This is a genomic window from Sphingobacterium sp. Mn56C (genome assembly GCF_049319645.1).
GTDB lineage: Bacteria > Bacteroidota > Bacteroidia > Sphingobacteriales > Sphingobacteriaceae > Sphingobacterium.
This window is the reverse complement of record NZ_JBMOUC010000002.1, coordinates 454,894-471,797: the sequence shown is the minus strand read 5'-3', so window position 1 is coordinate 471,797 and position 16,904 is coordinate 454,894. Positions and strand designations below refer to the sequence as shown.

Below are 16,904 nucleotides of genomic sequence, written 5' to 3'. Positions count from 1 at the left end.
TGAGCGGCTGTTTCGATTATGTTGAGGAGATGAAGCGTGGTTTTAAAAGTTTTTGTATGCCCATAGCGATCACAATAACGGCAAAACAACCGATTGGATTTAACCACAAGAAGGGAATAAGATCCGCCTTAAAAATCCATAATGCAAAAACTATAACCTCCGCTAAAAGGGCCGCCATAAATACCGCCTTGCCACCGATTTTCTTAAAATAAAAAGCAATTAAAAATACGCCCAGTATAGTGCCGTAAAATAAGGAGCCTAAAATATTCACCGCTTCCAGTAAGTTGCCGAGTTTATTCGCATATAAGGCTACGACTACCGTAAAAATACCCCAACCTAAGGTAAATAATCGAGAAGCCTGTAGGTAGTTTTTATCGCTGCCATCGGTATGGATAAAGCGTTTGTAAATATCAATTACCGACGTTGATGCCAGCGAATTAATGGCACTAGCTGTAGCCCCCATCGAAGCCAGCATAATAATGGCGATAAGTAAACCAATAAAACCTTTTGGGAAAGTGGAGGTAACAAAGGATAAAAAAATGTAGTTGTTGTCGTTGGTATCTGCATGAGGGTCATTTTCCTTGATCAGGGTAATAACCGCTGTACGAAGTTTATCGTTTTCTTTGTTTATAGCTGCAAGCTGCTCGCGTTTACTATCGATTAATACCGTATTGTCGGCAGTGATAGCCTGTTTTAGTTCGTCAACGGTGTTATTTCTATGCAGCGTTAACTGCTCTTGCTGCTTCAGGATCTGATGATAAGCATCCTTATGAAGGCTATTTTCCAGCTTTTGTATTTCTACACGATTAAAGAATAAGGGAGACGTATTAAATTGGTAATAAGAAAATACGAAAACACCAATCAGCAGGATACAAAATTGCATCGGAATTTTAAGTAAGCCATTCATCAATAAACCCAATCGGCTATCTCGAACCGAGGAGCCCGTGAGGTAACGTCCTACTTGGCTTTGGTCTGTACCGAAGTACGATAGCTGCAAGAAGAAGCCACCAATTAACCCGGTCCATACCGTGTATTGGTTGTCTAAATCCAAGCTGAAATCAATCGCCTTCGTTTTACCCGATTTGCCGGCAATATGCAGTGCTTCGGAGAATCCAATTTCCTGTGGGAGTAGGTGTAGCACCATAAAACCTGCCCCTAACAATCCGGCAAAGATAATGGCCATCTGTAAAAGTTGGGTGTAGGAAACGGCTTTTGTGCCACCATAAACGGTATACAATATAACAACAGTTCCGATTACCAAGGTGGTGTAGCTGGTGTCAATCTGCAATATTGTCGATAATATGATGGAGGGAGCGAAGATGGTAATCCCCGTTGATACGCCGCGTTGTATAAGAAAGAGTGCTGCCGTTAAAGCCCTTGTTTTGATGTCGAAACGTTTCTCTAAAAACTCATAAGCAGTAAATATTTTTAACTTATGAAAGATGGGGACAAAGGTTATGCACAGCACAATCATGGCTAAAGGGAGCCCAAAATAAAACTGCACAAAACTCATACCCGAAGTAAAAGCCAATCCCGGTGCCGCTAAAAATGTGATCGCACTGGCCTGCGTTGCCATAACCGATAAACCGACATTATACCAGGGGAGGGATCGATTGCCGAGTAGGTAGCCATCGATATTATGGATATTCCTGCTCTTGAATACGCCGTAGGCGACAATCAAAAGCAGGGTTATAAAAAGTACTAGCCAATCTGCAGTACTCATGCGTAGTATTTCGTGAATAAATACATGAAAAGGATGCATACCAGCAGCCAAACGATGAGCAGTATATAAAACTGTCGCCAGCTGCGAATATATGGAGGCAATCCCTTATCTGTCATGTGATTTTTGAGGTAAAAGAACATTAACGAAGAAAATAGCTAGAATTAATCCACCTACTAATCCACCTACAATACTTAAAAAAGTGCCTTTTACAGCGAAAGAGATAATTGCGCCAAAGATAGTTCCGATTAATATAATCAGACCTTTTGCGTTGATTTCTTGTGATTCGTTTACTTGATTTGCCATGATTGAGTTTTATATTACTTTTCTTTTGTCAACAAATTTACAAATAATCTATAAGCTCCGGGCACTCCAGCAGGTAATTGTCTAAAAAAGGATAACGAGGTATAAACAAATTTACCCTTACCGTAATTCGCTATCAGCAAAGCTCCATTATGGTAAGGCTCCCCTTTGTCGTGTATTTGTAAAGGGCTGCGGTAGTTTTTATCTATTTGCTCGGCAAAGTAAAGTCCACGCTCCTGAATCCATCCCTCAAAATCCTGTGCGGTGATTTTATTCGGATAATTAAATGCCACATCCTTAGCGTCGAAGGTTAGCGGCGAATTTTCTTCGGTTACCCGTTCGCGACCTATCGCAAACGGATAGGGGCCAATTTTTTGGGCGTTTATCCCCCCGTTTACGTTATATTGATACAGGACTACGCCCCCCTGTTTCACGTAATCCAGCAACAGCGCTATTATCGCCTCGCTCTGGGGCTGTACATTAAGAAAACGTACCCCTACAAGTATAGCGTCATACTGCTGTAAACTATTAAAGTCTATTTTTTGAGGGTCTAAAATAGTCGTTGTAATGCCTATATGTGTTAACGTATTTGGCAACAAGTCGCCCGCCCCCATCAGGTAAGCTACTTTTTTTACGGGGTTGTTAAGCTGCACATTTTGACAAGTTATGGTTGCAGCAGGAAACCAGGTTATAGCAGGGATATGGTCATAGGCCAAGGTATGCATAGCAGGTAAAGGCATGCTGTCTAACATTAAGCTTACAACAGCCTTTGTACTGGTATCGGCAGACGGTTTAACCTGTATTTCTTTAGTCAGCGTATTATGCTCGGAAAAGTCAAGCGCCAGAACTGCAGGCGTAACCGTCCAACCCTCAGGCTGTGAAACCTTAATTTGGTATCTTTTAGTGCTCCTGCTGTTATTGGTAAAGTTGACGGTGACCGTTTTTGCTGTCGCGTTTGTATTTAGCAGCATAGTCGATGACAAGGATACGGTTACAGGCGGAACGATTGCCAGAGGCTGATAAACCTCTCCTCGAACAGGATCTACAAAACGATAATGAACATCGAATTGACGGGTTATCTCCTCGCCGTTAATGCGGAAAGTAAATGCTACGGCAGGCTTATCCGGATTGGTTGGGTAGCCAATATTTTTATCGTCGATAACAAATTTACCCTTTGCAAGTGGTTTTTCTAACCAATAAGGCTGTGTGCTTTTGGCCCATAGCTGCTGTACCTGGTCTTTCCATAGGTTGTTTGTCGACAGCCTGCGGTTTACGGGTGTTTTATCTACCGTTAAGAGCTCTACCTCAATATTAGGGTTTCTTACAATTGCTTCTAGCTCTACTGTAAAAGGCGTATTTAAAGGGTAGTAAGCCGCGTCCGTCGTGGCGTCGACCCATATTCCAGCACAGGCAAATATAATAGCGTCTATTTCTACTGTTTTTTGCTTTTTCCAATACGCATCATCTATATTTTGAATTAATTTGCGTAAGGCAAATAAATCGTTTATACTATGCTGCGGACTGCTGGGGTTGTATTCATTGCCTATTTTCGTTATTAAATCGCTGATAGGCTGGCTATTTTTAATCCTTTTCCAGGAGGTTTCGATACCCTCCATAATATCCACTGTGGCTTTATCGCCATCCACATCGGCAAAATATTCAATGCTCGAGCCCCGGGTACTGGCGCTACCAAAACCCTGACTTTTATGTTGGGAGCGGCTATGAGCCGCAATTTCACCATACGATTGTCCTAAAAGGCTGTTGTAACCGCCAATGTCTACCTTAAGTTGATCTTCTGCGGTATTGTTCATTCCGCCGTAGTTGGCGGTATTCCACAAAAGCCTTTTAGCCTTCCATGGCTTTACCCACTGTAGTTGTTCCTTAAATCTCGTTGGGTCTGCGGCAGCAATAAAGGCCTCATGCGACAGTATCGCCGATGCCTGGTGATGGCCATGCCCCCCTCTTTTATCGGGCGGAAAGCGATTAATAATAATATCAGGTTGAAAGTTCCGGATTATCCATACCGCCTCCCGCAAGGTATTTTCTTTATTCCAGAAGTCGAAGGTTTCGTCATAAGTTTTGCTAAATCCAAAATCGTAGGCTGAAGTAAAAAACTGCTCCCCTTTGTCCAAAGAGCGTGCGGCAAGCAGCTCCTGTGTGCGTATTAAACCAAGCGCTACACCCTGTTGAGTACCTATTAAATTCTGCCCCCCATCGCCACGCGTTAAAGAAAGATAAGCCGTACGGTAATTGCGTTCCTGTGCCAGCCATGCTATTAAACGTGTGTTCTCATCGTCGGGGTGTGCTGCGAAATATAATACAGAACCTAAGGTATTCAGTTTACGGATACGCAGTAGTATTTCGCTGGAGCTGAGTGCAGCCTGCTGGGCAAACGATGGAAACAGGAAAAGTACATATAGAATAGCGGTGAAGATAGATTTTTTAACCATTTTATAAAGTTAGTAATTAGGCAAGATAAAAATTAACAAAAGAAGCTGTCCATTTCGGGGCAGCTTCCTTATCAACAATTAAAAATCTTTTAGTCTTAAAACTGGGCTTGGTTCGGCTATTTACTTCGTATAACTTTTTTCAAACACAGCTGAATTAAAGTGTAACATTCAACTTTAGTAAAAATACTATTAATACAGGTAATTAAGACTATATTGCTGCAAAATAATTTTCCACATTTTTTCAGTTCTGCACATTGCTAAGGTCTGCAGAAACCACTATTTATCTATAGAGCCAAGCACACGTTGCATAAATACATTTAATGCTTCTTTTTTCGGTGTTCCCGATTTAATCAGCGCATTCACTTCAATTGCACCGTACATATTTGAAATCAATTCACCAATAACATCTAGCTCTTCATCTTTTAAAGAGGGAACTTCCGTCAATGCTTCCAAAGTTTCAATGGTTTCCAATACAAAATCAGCATCATTCTGCTCAATAAAGTCGGTTAAGTGTTTAATTACTGGTAACTTCATTTAATAAATCTATTAATCCATCAATCTTATTCGTTTGAACCTGATTCACCAATTTGCCATCTTTAAAGGCAGCAAAAGTTGGCAGGTTGTTTACATTCGCCAATTTTCTAGACTCCGGAAATTTCTCGGCGTCTACAAGTACAAAAGAAACATTTTCATTTTCGCCAGCTAATTTTTTGAATTTTGGTTTCATAATGCGGCAATTTCCGCACCACGAAGCTGAAAATTGTACTAATACGGTATCGTTGTTGCTAACAACCTCCTGCAAGGTGTCGCTTTCTAATTCTTGTAACATAGTATTGTTTTTTTGAAAGAGGCGGAAGGATTCCGCCTCTGCGTAAGGTGTAAAAAAATATTAGTTCATCGATAGGTATGAAGCTACACCATCGCGTGTTGCATTCATAGCTTCTTTTCCTTCTTCCCAGTTTGCCGGACATACCTCACCGTGCTGTTGTACGTGTGTGTATGCGTCTATCAAGCGGATATATTCTTTAACGTTACGGCCCAATGGCATATCGTTTACCGATTCGTGGAATACACGACCCGTTTCATCGATAAGGTAAGTTGCACGGTACGTTACCGCTTCACCTTCAACCAATGTACCATATTCAGGGTGTTCCACTTCTTGGATATCCAAGATGCCTAACACGCTAGATAAGTTACGGTTTGTGTCTGCAATAATAGGGTATTCTACACCTTCGATACCCCCATTTTCTTTTGCTGTATTCAACCACGCAAAGTGTACCTCATTAGAGTCTACAGAAGCACCAATTACAATAGTGTTACGTTTTTCGAACTCAGGAAGAGCCTCTTGAAACGCGTGTAACTCTGTAGGACATACGAAAGTAAAGTCTTTAGGGTACCAAAACAATAAAACTTTTTTGTTCTCTTGTTGTGCTTTTTCGAATACATTTAAAGCAATGTAGTCGCCTAAATGGTCAATAGCATTAACGGTAATGTTTGGAAATTTTTTGCCTGTAAAGCTCATAATATCTTTCTTTTTGTGTGATACAAATGTACGTTTATTATTGTTAATTAAACATCAAATTTACCTATGACATATCTACAAAATCTATATAATATTGCTACCTGCTATAGTGCATATCTATATGCAAGCTGTTTTATAAAAGAAGTTTTGGTAAGCTGCAGTCAGAATAATACATTTGTGCTTAGGATGGCCCCGTAGTTCAACGGATAGAATAGATGTTTCCTAAACATTTGATAGCAGTTCGATTCTGCTCGGGGCTACATGAATCATAAAACGGTCGAAATCTTAAGGATTTTGGCCGTTATTGATTTTATAGATAGGCATTAAAAGCCTGAGATGTTTAGCTACTCCGCATAGGGGTATTGCCGACCGTCGAAAAGTCTTTCCAAAGCCTTCGGTTCAATCAGTTGTCCTTTAAAAGATGGGTTTACATCCTCTATAGCTTCCGCAAAGTCTAATATACCCATTATTGCCATTTGCATATCAATTTCCGAGGGGTAAGGAGGAGGCAAAATGGCATTTTTCATTTTTATATTACGACAATTATGTATGGCAACAAGGTCAAAGTAAATATCAATTATTCGCGTAAAGTTGCTTTTAATTATAATTGCTGCATGTATTGTTTCTTTCCCTTCTTGTGGTTCTCCAGCTTTCTCCCAGGCATAGGTAGAAGTTATAGTTTCGTTGATAAGCCTTTCAATTTCAAAGTGTTTTGAGAAGAGGACGTCAGGGTTCCAAGAGTTTGTTGCTGTCGACATAGGTAATAAACGTATTTATTGTATTAAAAGTACTATTTTTTGTAATGTAATAAATACGGTAAACCGTAAAGACGCATTGTTTTTTGATTTACTAATATTATTTGCAATATCTTTTTTAGTAATTTAGCCCCGTTGCAGCTGTAATGCTGTATTTATATTTAATATATAGAAGGAGAGAATGTATTACATAAGATTTAATAGCTTTCTGCTAGGTTTACTTGTGATGTTGTTTTTGGCTTGCAATCCACAGCCTAAAGCTGTAGTTGTAGATAATGAGATAGAGGATAGTGTCGTGGTTCAGGAACCTGCACCGAAGGATGCCATTTACGATAGTTTGGGAGACCTGCTGTCGGAGATAAAGATAAATTTAAAGGCTAATGCAGAGCAGCAAAAAGACTTCGTTGATGGCAATATACCATGGATCAGTATTGCTCATCCGCAGAAAGAAATCGCCCAATTAAAAGATCCTGATGAGGTAGTTATAAGCGATAAGAAAGTAACGCTAGTAGTCGATTACCCGCTAAATACCCCAGCAATTCTAGAGCTTTCAAGCGAAACAGGGTTTACCCGAAAGAGCTTGATAGAGGAAATTAGCAAACATTACCACGAAATATACCGTATAGAAGAGGAGACTGCCACAACCAAAACGGTACCTATTGATCAACGCACTGGCTTAACAAACCGTAATCATACCGACGGCAAATATGGAATCTATGGCCATGATTTGGTCGATTTAGAGCTTAGCGCAATCGAAGTTTATAAAAATAAAGAAGGAAAAACTATTCTGCTGCTGGTTGTAGAATCGTAAAAAAATACACCGCAAAGGAGCACTACCAAAAGTGCTCTTTTTTTATAGCTGCTTATTACATGGAGGCTGTAATAGTCCTTTTTTTGTAAGGTTTTGTGGAAAGGTTATAATTTCTTCTTTTAGGTATAGATTTTGTGGTGTTAGGATGCGTAAAACGAACCTGTTACAGGTTAAAATCGTATTAAAATTGCCTGATATGAAAAAGATATGCTGCACAATAAGTTTAATTTTTTTAATGATCACTGCCTTTGGGCAGCATAAAAACTCGGATAAGCTGAGCTTTATATATGGTCCATCCATCGGCTATCAATACCAAAAGACGAGTTTCTTAAAAACCTCGTTTTATGCGCTTACTGAAGTGAACAGTACGGATTTTCTCGCGCTAAACGGGGGTGTAAACTGGACTTGGCAAAATCGTAAAACCCATGTTATCCCAGAGCTTGCTCTGACCTACTACTACAAGCCTATGCTACTATGGCCATCGCTAAAGGCGGAGGTGACACCCTATACCCTTACTCCTAAGGTAGGGATTGGGATCTTTAATATTCTAGAAATTGCTGCTGGTTATGGTTTTGAGCTGCAGCAGAAGAAAAATTTGGAACCTATAAAAGGCTTTAATTTTTCCGTAGGCTTAAGTGTGCCGCTTAATTTTCATTTTAAATAGTCCTTTTCGTCTCCAAAAAATCTAGTTTTTCCCCGGCGCTGTTATTTGCGGGCGGTTGCTTTGTTATTACACATCATTCTAGCCCTAATTTATAGGTTGCGCTGCTTATGTTTGCGCTGCTGTGAGGGCATTGGATGCGGACAAGGGTGTTCGGTAAGAAATAATTATCTCGAAGGCGGCGCGCTAAAATGAAGCGCTACATCGCTTCTTTTAGTCCGCAAAGCCATTACTCCATGGAGGCGAAAACGGTTTAAGATGCGCTTTAGGGCATTAAAAATCAATTGTCATAGCCTTATTACTTCAGGTTCTTTTATAAGTCGTTTGTGGGTCAGCTTTTTGGTTTAATGCTATTAATTCTTTGAAAATCAGCAAAATAATGCTAAATTTGCCTCCTGTTTTGGGTCTGCTAAAATTTATGCAAAGCTAATTGTTTGAAAATGAAAAAAATATGTTTAACAAATGCGTTAAAATATTTTTAAACTTCATTTAAAAACAATAATTTTGCAACCCCAAATATATGGTTGAGGAGAAATTATATTAAGAGTAATTAGATATGACTAAAGCAGAAATTATTGCAGAGATCTCTAACAAGACTGGTTTAGAGAAGGTTGATGTTCAAGAAACAGTAGAGGCGTTCTTCAAAGTTGTAAAAAATGCAATGATAGAAGGAGAAAATGTGTATGTTAGAGGGTTCGGAAGCTTTGTAGTGAAGAAAAGAGCGGAAAAAACAGCGCGTAACATTTCGAAAAATACAGCTATTATTATCCCTGAGCACTTCGTGCCTAGCTTTAAACCTGCAAAAGTTTTTGTAGAAAAAGTTAAAAATGGCAATAAAGTAAAAAAATAATTTAATTTCGCCTTATGGTTAATACCAAGCAAATACTTGTCGTAGGTTTAGTTATCGTTTTAATGGGTGCACTGTTGGCGCAGCCTATTAAAGGTTTGGTAGACAAAAACAAGGGGGAAACTTCAGCTACGGCAGAAAGTTCTTCTTCGTCTAAATATAATTTAGAATCTGTATCCGCCATGGCTAAGCAGGGTGTTAACGCTTCTTTAGCACAGGATATTTCGGCAATAGAGGCACAGGTGGCAAAAGCCGAGGGCGAAGCTAAAGTTACTTTATTACAGCAGTTGGCAGCCAAGTGGGACGATGTGGCAAAACCTATTCCTCAGGGTTTCATTTATGAAGAAATGGCAAACATTTCTCCGAAGCTGGAATACTGGTTGAAAGCGGGGGATGCTTTTCGTGCTGGTTATACCAATTTGCAAGACACAGCAATGGCATCCGTATTAAATACAAAGGCTATTGAAACGTATGAAAAGGCTATTGCGTTGGACGGCAATAGCTTAGCTGCGAAAACGGGTTTAGGCGCTGCCTTGGTTACAGGATCTAACAATCCAATGTCGGGTATTGCCCTATTACGCGAGGTAGTGGCAGCAGATCCAAAGAATGTTGAAGCAAATAAAACCTTAGGTCTATTCTCTTTACAATCACAACAGTACGATAAAGCTATTGATCGCTTTAAAACTGTTGTTGAAGTTAAGCCAGATGCCGAAGCTTACTTTTATTTGGCAACAGGTTATGAAAAAATCGGTCAGAACAATGAAGCCATTGCTGCATACAAAAAAAGCAAAGAAATGGCTGCAGATCCGACTTTATCTCAATACATCGATCGTCAGATTGAAGGGTTGAGCAAAAAATAATTAACAAAATTTATTCATTTTAAAAACATTAAAGCTATGCCAAGCGGAAAAAAAAGAAAAAGACACAAAATGGCTACTCACAAACGTAAAAAACGTTTAAGAAAAAATAGACACAAGAAAAAATAGTTCTTGTGGATAGGCTAAAGGGGTTTTTTACCCAAAAGGCATAATACAATCTATGGAAAATATTTATTTTTCCATAGATTGTATTTTTTTCATTAAACAAGGTTTTTATGTTTCATAGGGATAAGGTAGGCTGATGCGCGAGGCATCACGATTATCCCCTAATTTTGTAGCTGTTGGTAAAGGAATTAATTATCGATTCTACCCCTGAGAATGGGGTAACTATTGCTTTACTACAAGATAAGCAGCTTGTTGAACTAAATAAAGAACAGGTAGGTAATAATTTTTCTGTAGGGGATATTTATCTTGGCAGAATAAAAAAAATTATGCCTGGTTTGAATGCAGCTTTCGTAGATGTAGGTTACGATAAAGACGCCTTCTTACATTACCTCGATTTAGGACCACAGGTACAATCCTTACTTAAGCTTACACGTGTAGTAAAAAATGGCAGCCATCAAGAGAGTCTGCTCAATAGTTTAAAGCTTGAAAAAGACATCGATAAAGCAGGAAAGATTTCTGAGGTTTTAAGCCGGAATGTCCTTCTGCCAGTACAGATTGCTAAAGAACCTATATCCACCAAAGGCCCGCGATTAAGCTCGGATCTTTCTATTGCAGGACGCTTTGTGGTGTTGGTTCCTTTTTCAAGTTCGGTTTCCATTTCCAAAAAAATTAAAGGTAGCGCAGAACGTACACGCCTTAAAAAGATTGTAGAGAGTATAAAACCTGCAAACTTTGGCGTAATAATTCGTACAGTTTCTGAAGGTAAGGGAGTTGATGAACTCCAGAAAGACCTGCTAGACTTAATTGCTAAATGGGAGCTATTTACCAAGCGCCTTAAAAATGCTGAACCGCCACAGAAAGTATTGGGTGAAATGGATAGAGCATCTACTATTTTGCGCGATATATTGACAGACGAGTTCACTCATATACATGTAAATGACCCTGTTATATACGAAGAGACAAAAGCGTATGTGCAGGAGATATCGCCAGAACTGGAGAAAATTGTAAAGCTCTATAAACACAAAGAGCCTATATTTGATCATTTTGGTGTTGAAAAGCAGATAAAGGCGTCTTTCGGTAAGACGGTTAACCTACAGGGAGGTGCATACCTGGTAATAGAACATACCGAGGCATTGCACGTTATCGATGTTAATAGTGGCAACCGTATTGCGAGTAAGGAAAATCAAGAAGATAATGCACTCTTAGTAAACAAAGAAGCGGCGCGAGAAATTGCACGACAATTGCGTTTACGTGATATGGGGGGTATAGTTGTAATCGACTTTATCGATATGCACAAACCTCAGAACAGAAAAGAGCTGTATACGTATTTAAAAGAATGTATGGGCGAAGACCGAGCGCGACATACTATTCTTCCGCCAAGTAAATTTGGCTTGGTACAAATCACACGTCAGCGTGTGCGTCCAGAGATGAGTGTAGTGACATCCGAGAAATGTCCGACTTGTGATGGTACGGGAGAAATTAGATCTAGCATTGTATTGTTAGATGATATTGAAAGTAATTTAAGTTTTATTCTGGAGGAACAAAACGAAAAGGGAATCTCCTTATGTGTGCATCCCTATATCGACGCCTACATTAAGTCGGGTTTGTTGTCAAAACGAGTAAAATGGTTTTTTAAATATGGCAAGTGGATAAAGGTAAAGCCTGTTCCATCTTACCATTTAACAGAATTTCATTTCTTCAACGCCAAAGATGAAGAGATTAAATTATAAAATAAAAGCCTGCGCAACATGCGCAGGCTTTTATTTTATACCTAATACTACTAAAAAAATCTCAAAAATGATGGCTTAGTCTAAGCTCAATTCTTTCTCTTTATTGATGAGGTTAGCAATACTTGTGTCGTTCAAAATCTGCAACATGGCATTGCGCACATCCACAAACGTATCGCGAATACCACAAGCATGTTCTTCATTACATTCGTCGCAAGATCTATAGAAGTTAAGACTTACACAAGGCAACAAAGCAATAGGGCCATCAATAAGACGCATTACCTGCGACAAGAAGATGTCTTCAGGTGCTTTGTTTAAGCTATAACCACCACCAGCACCTTTTTTAGAGTATAACATGCCTGCATTTCGCATCTCCAAAAGAATCTGTTCTAAAAACTTCTTTGGGATACGTTCTTCTTCGGCAATCTTTACAATCTGCATAGGCTCTTGGCCATAGTTTCTGCCAAGTACCATTAGCGCCTTAATAGCATATTTCGTTTTCTTAGAAAGCATATTTCTTATATTGTAATGTCAAAAATACGAAATATAAATTGAATTCACTATCGTTGCCCAAGAACCTCAGGGATAGGTTTTCCAATGTTTCCGTTCGGTTCCATAATATGCAATAATGCGGAGATTGTAGGTGCAATATCGACAATATGTACCTCTCGGTTGCTTACCCCGGGTTTGATACCCCAGCCCATAAATACCAATGGGATATGCGAGTCGTAGGCCGACCATACGCCGTGGGTTGTTCCTGTAGATCGTGGTGTACCTGCATACCATTGCGGCTCGGCAATAATTTGTATTGCGCCCGAGTTTTTGCGGTTATAACCATTTATAATTTTTTCACGAATCGGAGCTGGAAGAAACATATTCTCACCCCCCTCCATATCTACGACATAGGCAATGCCATCCGTAGCCTTCAAATTTCTGATGATAGTTTTTTTAACGGCGTCGATATCAAGTTTTAAAGAATCTATTTCTTGATAGTTTAAATGCACCTGATAATTCGCTAAACTACGCACAATTTTTCCGGAACCATATTTCTCTTTCAGCTCCGTGTTTAGGCTACGTTGAATTTCGCGGGTGAATAAGTAACCGCCATTACCACGCTGGTCGGTATAATATAAAGGGTTATAAGATGCTGCGTGGTCTGCAGTAAGAAAGAACGTATAGTTTCCTTTGCCCACAGTTTTATCCAAATAAGCCAAGAAATCGGCAATATCTTTATCCAAACGCAGGTAAGTATCTTCAATTTCAACAGCAGAAAGCGAGTATCGGTGTCCTACATAATCTGTCGAAGAAAGGCTAACACATAAAAAGTCGGTGTTATTACTCGGGTTTTTACCTAATTTTTCATGCGCTATAGCCGCTTTGGCAAAATCCAACGTCAACGTATTGCCCTGCGGCGTAGTTTTTATAAGTTCATAACCAATATCTTTCATCAACAGGGAGGTTTTTCTTGGGAATGTCGGTGATTCCTCTCCCTGCCATTTACCCTCATAAATATTGTCGTCGGCAATACTGTTGGTATAGGTTTCAATAGGATACAAAGTATTCCAATCTTGTTTTAGGTACTTGTCGGCCAGTTTTTGACGGTTAAACTGCTGCACCCATTCTGGCAGATTTTGCATGTAAAAAGTACTGGAAATCCAATCCCCAGATTTACCTTCAAACCAGTAAGCAGCATCTGCAAAGTGACCTGCAGGAAGAATGCCACCCCGGTCTTTAATAGCGATACCGATAACTTTAGATTTAAAATTGGTGCCCAATTTCAACTGATCGGTAACCGTCGAAGTCAATAAATTTCGTGGCGATTGTTTACCTTCTTTTTCTGTGGTACCAACACCTTCTACATTTTCGTCTTCCGTACAATACATTTCCTGGCCTGTAGCCTGAACGATCCAATCGTTGCCTGCAATACCATGAATCGATGGCACGGAACCTGTATAAACCGAGCTGTGCCCGATAGCGGTATAGGTAGGAATGTAATTAATGATGGTATTCTCGCAGGAGAAGCCCTCTTTCAGGAGACGTTTAAACCCATCATTTCCATAACGGTCAGCAAAGCGGTATAAGTAATCCCAACGCATTTGGTCTACCATCATGCCTACTACCAATTTGGGCCTTTCAACTTGTGCCATAGCCTGGTTTCCCAACAAAAGTGCCAGGGCTAAAGAGTACAGAAAGTGTTTTTTCATATTATAAATTATGCTAATTATGCGCTAAAACTACTTTTTTTCGAGGTGACTGCTTAAAAAATGTCCCGTAAAACTTTCTTTACAAGCAGCAACCTCCTCTGGAGTGCCCGTAACAACCACTTTACCACCTTTCTCACCCCCCTCAGGGCCTATATCGATAACCCAATCGGCAGATTTAATCATATCCATATTATGCTCGATGACCAAAATACTGTTGCCCAAATTTATTAAGGCCTCAAAAGATTTCAGCAGTTTTCGGATATCGTTAAAATGCAAACCTGTTGTAGGTTCGTCGAAGATAAATAAGGTTTTCTTCTGATTATTTCCCTTGATTAAAAAAGACGCTAGTTTAATGCGCTGTGCCTCACCACCCGAAAGGGTGCTTGAAGATTGTCCAAGTTTCACATAACCCAGACCTACATCCTGTAGGGGTTGTAGTTTTGCCAACACTTTGGGTTGGTCGGCAAAAAATAATAAGGCCTCATCTACCGATAAATCTAAAATATCGGCAACAGATTTCTCCTTGTACTGTACATCCAGTACATGTTGTTTAAAACGTTTGCCGCCACATGCTTCACAGGGTAAAACAATGTCGGCCATAAATTGCATTTCTATTTTTACCTCACCATCTCCTTGGCAGATATCACAGCGGCCACCTTCCACATTAAAAGAAAATGCGGCGGGTTTTAATCCACCGGCTTTGGCAGCCGGGAGATTGGCGTATAAAGCACGAATCTCGTCCCATGCTTTTACATAAGTAACAGGGTTTGAACGCGACGACCTTCCAATAGGGTTTTGATCGACCATTTCAACCTGCTCAATACGCTCCATATCCCCTTCAATACCATCAAACTGCCCCGTTTGTTCACCGTTGTAATTTCCTAGAAACTTCTGTAATGCAGGATAAAGAATACGTTTTACCAAGGATGTTTTTCCTGATCCAGAAACTCCTGTTACCACGGTAAAAACATGCAATGGAAAATCTACCGTTACCCCATGTAAATTATTCTCGCGTGCGCCCTTTAAGGTAATGTATTCCTTCCATTTACGGCGCTGCTGCGGCACCTCAATTTCCAGTGTGCCGCCTAAATATTTTCCGGTAATGGATTTTTCATCTTTAATAATCTCATCGTAGGTCCCCGCAAAAACCAGCTCGCCACCATGTATGCCAGCCTCCGGGCCAATATCTATCAAGTAGTCTGCAGCTTCCATCATCTCCTGTTCGTGCTCTACCACAATAACGGTATTACCGATGTCACGCAGTGATTTTAATACACCAATTAAGCGCTGTGTATCCCGTGGGTGCAAGCCGATGCTAGGCTCGTCCAACACATAAATCGAACCCACCAACGAACTACCTAAAGAGGTTGCCAAGTTGATGCGCTGTGACTCACCACCGGATAAGGTATTGCTTAAGCGGTTTAAGGTAAGATAACTCAAACCTACATCACATAAAAACTGAATACGATTGGTTATTTCTAATAGCAGACGTTTTGCAATAATACTTTCATTCTCCGTTAAAGAAAGCTGCTGGAAGAATGCCAATGCCTGATCGATTGGTAATAATACTAAATCGATAATAGACTTCCCATTAATCTTAACATATGCAGCATCCTTACGCAAGCGACTGCCTTTACATTCCGGGCAATCTGTTTTACCGCGGTAGCGAGACAACATCACCCGATACTGGATCTTATAGGTTTGTTCTTCCAGCTCAACGAAAAAATCGTTTAAGCCTTTAAAGTACTTGTTTCCGGTCCACAACAATTGCTGTTGTGCCTCGGTCAAATCGCTATAGGCACGGTGAATGGGGAAGTCAAATTTTAGGGACGAGTGCACTAAGGCCTCTAACCAAACCCCCATTTTTTCGCCCCTCCAGGGAGCTATTGCCCCTTCATAAACCGATTTACTTTTGTCGGGTATAACAAGGTCAGGGTCTATACCGATTACTTTTCCGTAACCTTCACATTTGCGACAAGCCCCAAATGGGTTGTTGAAACTGAAGAAATTTGGAGAGGGCTCCTCGAAAGTAATGCCATCTAATTCAAATTTTTCCGAGAAATGGAGACGTTTATCGTTAATGACCACAAAACATTCACTTTTTCCTTCGAAATAAGCGGTTTGTATCGAGTCGGCAATACGTGTTGCCGTATCTTCTTCACCATCCAGGCGTATCCTGTCGATAACGATTTCAAGTTCTCCGGCTTTAAAATTTTTATTGGCAACAGTTTTATCCTCCAATAAAGACTCAATCTTTTGTATACTGTCGTGGAAATTAACACGTACAAATCCTTTTTGCAAAAGTAAAGACAACTCCTCCTTAAGTTTTCGGCCGTTTATTGGCTGTAGCGGACTTAATAGTGTTAATGTCGTATCGATAGGGTAGTTTAATACACGATCTACAATAGACGATACCGAGTCTTTAGTAACGATATGGCCTGAAATTGGAGAATAGGTCTTTCCAATGCGTGCGAAAAGAAGCTTTAGATAATCATAAATCTCTGTCGAGGTACCAACGGTAGAACGCGGGTTGCTGGTAATGACTTTTTGTTCGATCGCGATGGCTGGTGCAATTCCTTTGATATAGTCTACCTCGGGTTTATTCATACGCCCCATAAACTGACGGGCATACGAAGATAAACTCTCGACATAACGGCGCTGACCTTCGGCATATAAGGTGTCGAAGGCCAAGGACGACTTGCCGGAACCCGACATCCCTGTTATTACAATAAGCTTGTTCGTTGGCAGGTTAACATCTATGTTTTTCAGATTGTTGACCCGAGCGCCTTTGATTTGAATGTAGGATTTTAAATCGTCTTCAGATTTCTTTTGCATAACTGCAAAATTAAGCATTTATTATGTCATTCATTTTTCAAGGTTTTAAATTTATGTTAAAAATGATGCTATTTGTAGCCATTCTT

15 protein-coding genes and 1 tRNA gene are annotated in these 16,904 nt (G+C 40.0%); 6 read left to right on the top strand and 10 right to left on the bottom strand.

Annotated features, from left to right (window positions below; translation table 11 throughout):
• Window positions 1-16 precede the first annotated feature (16 nt).
• The 6 genes from ACL9RF_RS09435 to ACL9RF_RS09410 form a co-directional block, all read right to left on the bottom strand.
• Entirely contained in the window at window positions 17-1,723 is a 1,707-nt protein-coding gene (locus ACL9RF_RS09435) for a sodium:solute symporter (RefSeq protein WP_422800363.1), read from the bottom strand.
• A gap of 105 nt (window positions 1,724-1,828) precedes the next feature.
• Window positions 1,829-2,026 carry a hypothetical protein gene (locus tag ACL9RF_RS09430; RefSeq protein ID WP_422800362.1) on the bottom strand — a complete coding sequence of 66 codons (198 nt, stop codon included), beginning with the start codon at window positions 2,024-2,026 and terminating at the stop codon, window positions 1,829-1,831.
• Between the two features lie 14 nt (window positions 2,027-2,040).
• Window positions 2,041-4,473: a PIG-L family deacetylase gene (locus ACL9RF_RS09425; protein WP_422800361.1), complete on the bottom strand. Its 2,433-nt coding sequence runs from the start codon at window positions 4,471-4,473 to the stop codon at window positions 2,041-2,043.
• Between the two features lie 276 nt (window positions 4,474-4,749).
• On the bottom strand, window positions 4,750-5,007 hold the full coding sequence (locus ACL9RF_RS09420; RefSeq protein WP_422800360.1) for a DUF6952 family protein: 258 nt from the start codon (window positions 5,005-5,007) through the stop codon (window positions 4,750-4,752).
• Complete coding sequence (locus tag ACL9RF_RS09415; RefSeq protein ID WP_422800359.1) at window positions 4,988-5,302, bottom strand: thioredoxin family protein; 315 nt, start codon at window positions 5,300-5,302, stop codon at window positions 4,988-4,990. Before ACL9RF_RS09415 ends, ACL9RF_RS09420 begins: the two co-directional genes overlap by 20 nt.
• A 60-nt stretch (window positions 5,303-5,362) precedes the next feature.
• On the bottom strand, window positions 5,363-5,995 hold the full coding sequence (locus ACL9RF_RS09410) for a peroxiredoxin (RefSeq protein ID WP_422800358.1): 633 nt from the start codon (window positions 5,993-5,995) through the stop codon (window positions 5,363-5,365).
• Between the two features lie 188 nt (window positions 5,996-6,183).
• Between ACL9RF_RS09410 and ACL9RF_RS09405 the strand changes: the two genes are divergently transcribed.
• A tRNA-Arg gene (locus tag ACL9RF_RS09405) sits at window positions 6,184-6,255 on the top strand.
• 84 nt (window positions 6,256-6,339) lie between these two features.
• Here ACL9RF_RS09405 and ACL9RF_RS09400 read toward each other — a convergent pair.
• Window positions 6,340-6,753, bottom strand: a complete 414-nt coding sequence (locus ACL9RF_RS09400) for a hypothetical protein (protein ID WP_422800357.1) — start codon at window positions 6,751-6,753, stop codon at window positions 6,340-6,342.
• A gap of 178 nt (window positions 6,754-6,931) precedes the next feature.
• Here ACL9RF_RS09400 and ACL9RF_RS09395 point away from each other — a divergent pair, with 178 nt between their 5' ends.
• The 5 genes from ACL9RF_RS09395 to ACL9RF_RS09375 all read left to right on the top strand — a co-directional run bounded on the left by ACL9RF_RS09395 (window position 6,932) and on the right by ACL9RF_RS09375 (window position 11,782).
• Entirely contained in the window at window positions 6,932-7,561 is a 630-nt protein-coding gene (locus ACL9RF_RS09395) for a hypothetical protein (RefSeq protein ID WP_422800356.1), read from the top strand.
• A 196-nt stretch (window positions 7,562-7,757) separates the two neighbouring features.
• On the top strand, window positions 7,758-8,225 hold the full coding sequence (locus ACL9RF_RS09390) for a hypothetical protein (protein WP_422800355.1): 468 nt from the start codon (window positions 7,758-7,760) through the stop codon (window positions 8,223-8,225).
• Window positions 8,226-8,778: 553 nt separating this feature from the next.
• Complete coding sequence (locus tag ACL9RF_RS09385; protein WP_079645487.1) at window positions 8,779-9,072, top strand: HU family DNA-binding protein; 294 nt, start codon at window positions 8,779-8,781, stop codon at window positions 9,070-9,072.
• Between the two features lie 14 nt (window positions 9,073-9,086).
• Window positions 9,087-9,929: a tetratricopeptide repeat protein gene (locus tag ACL9RF_RS09380; protein WP_422800354.1), complete on the top strand. Its 843-nt coding sequence runs from the start codon at window positions 9,087-9,089 to the stop codon at window positions 9,927-9,929.
• Between the two features lie 299 nt (window positions 9,930-10,228).
• A complete protein-coding gene (locus ACL9RF_RS09375; protein WP_422800353.1) occupies window positions 10,229-11,782 on the top strand; it encodes an Rne/Rng family ribonuclease in 1,554 nt (517 codons plus the stop codon).
• Window positions 11,783-11,857: 75 nt separating this feature from the next.
• Here ACL9RF_RS09375 and ACL9RF_RS09370 read toward each other — a convergent pair whose 3' ends face one another.
• From ACL9RF_RS09370 to uvrA, 3 genes are read right to left on the bottom strand one after another with little or no spacing between them, the layout of a single operon-like run.
• Complete coding sequence (locus ACL9RF_RS09370; RefSeq protein ID WP_422800352.1) at window positions 11,858-12,292, bottom strand: RrF2 family transcriptional regulator; 435 nt, start codon at window positions 12,290-12,292, stop codon at window positions 11,858-11,860.
• A gap of 47 nt (window positions 12,293-12,339) precedes the next feature.
• Window positions 12,340-13,983, bottom strand: coding sequence for an alkaline phosphatase PafA (gene pafA / locus ACL9RF_RS09365; protein ID WP_422800351.1), 1,644 nt, complete (start codon window positions 13,981-13,983; stop codon window positions 12,340-12,342).
• A gap of 30 nt (window positions 13,984-14,013) precedes the next feature.
• Window positions 14,014-16,818 (bottom strand): excinuclease ABC subunit UvrA, encoded by a 2,805-nt coding sequence (uvrA, locus tag ACL9RF_RS09360; RefSeq protein WP_422800350.1) that lies wholly within the window; start codon window positions 16,816-16,818, stop codon window positions 14,014-14,016.
• Window positions 16,819-16,904: the final 86 nt, after the last annotated feature.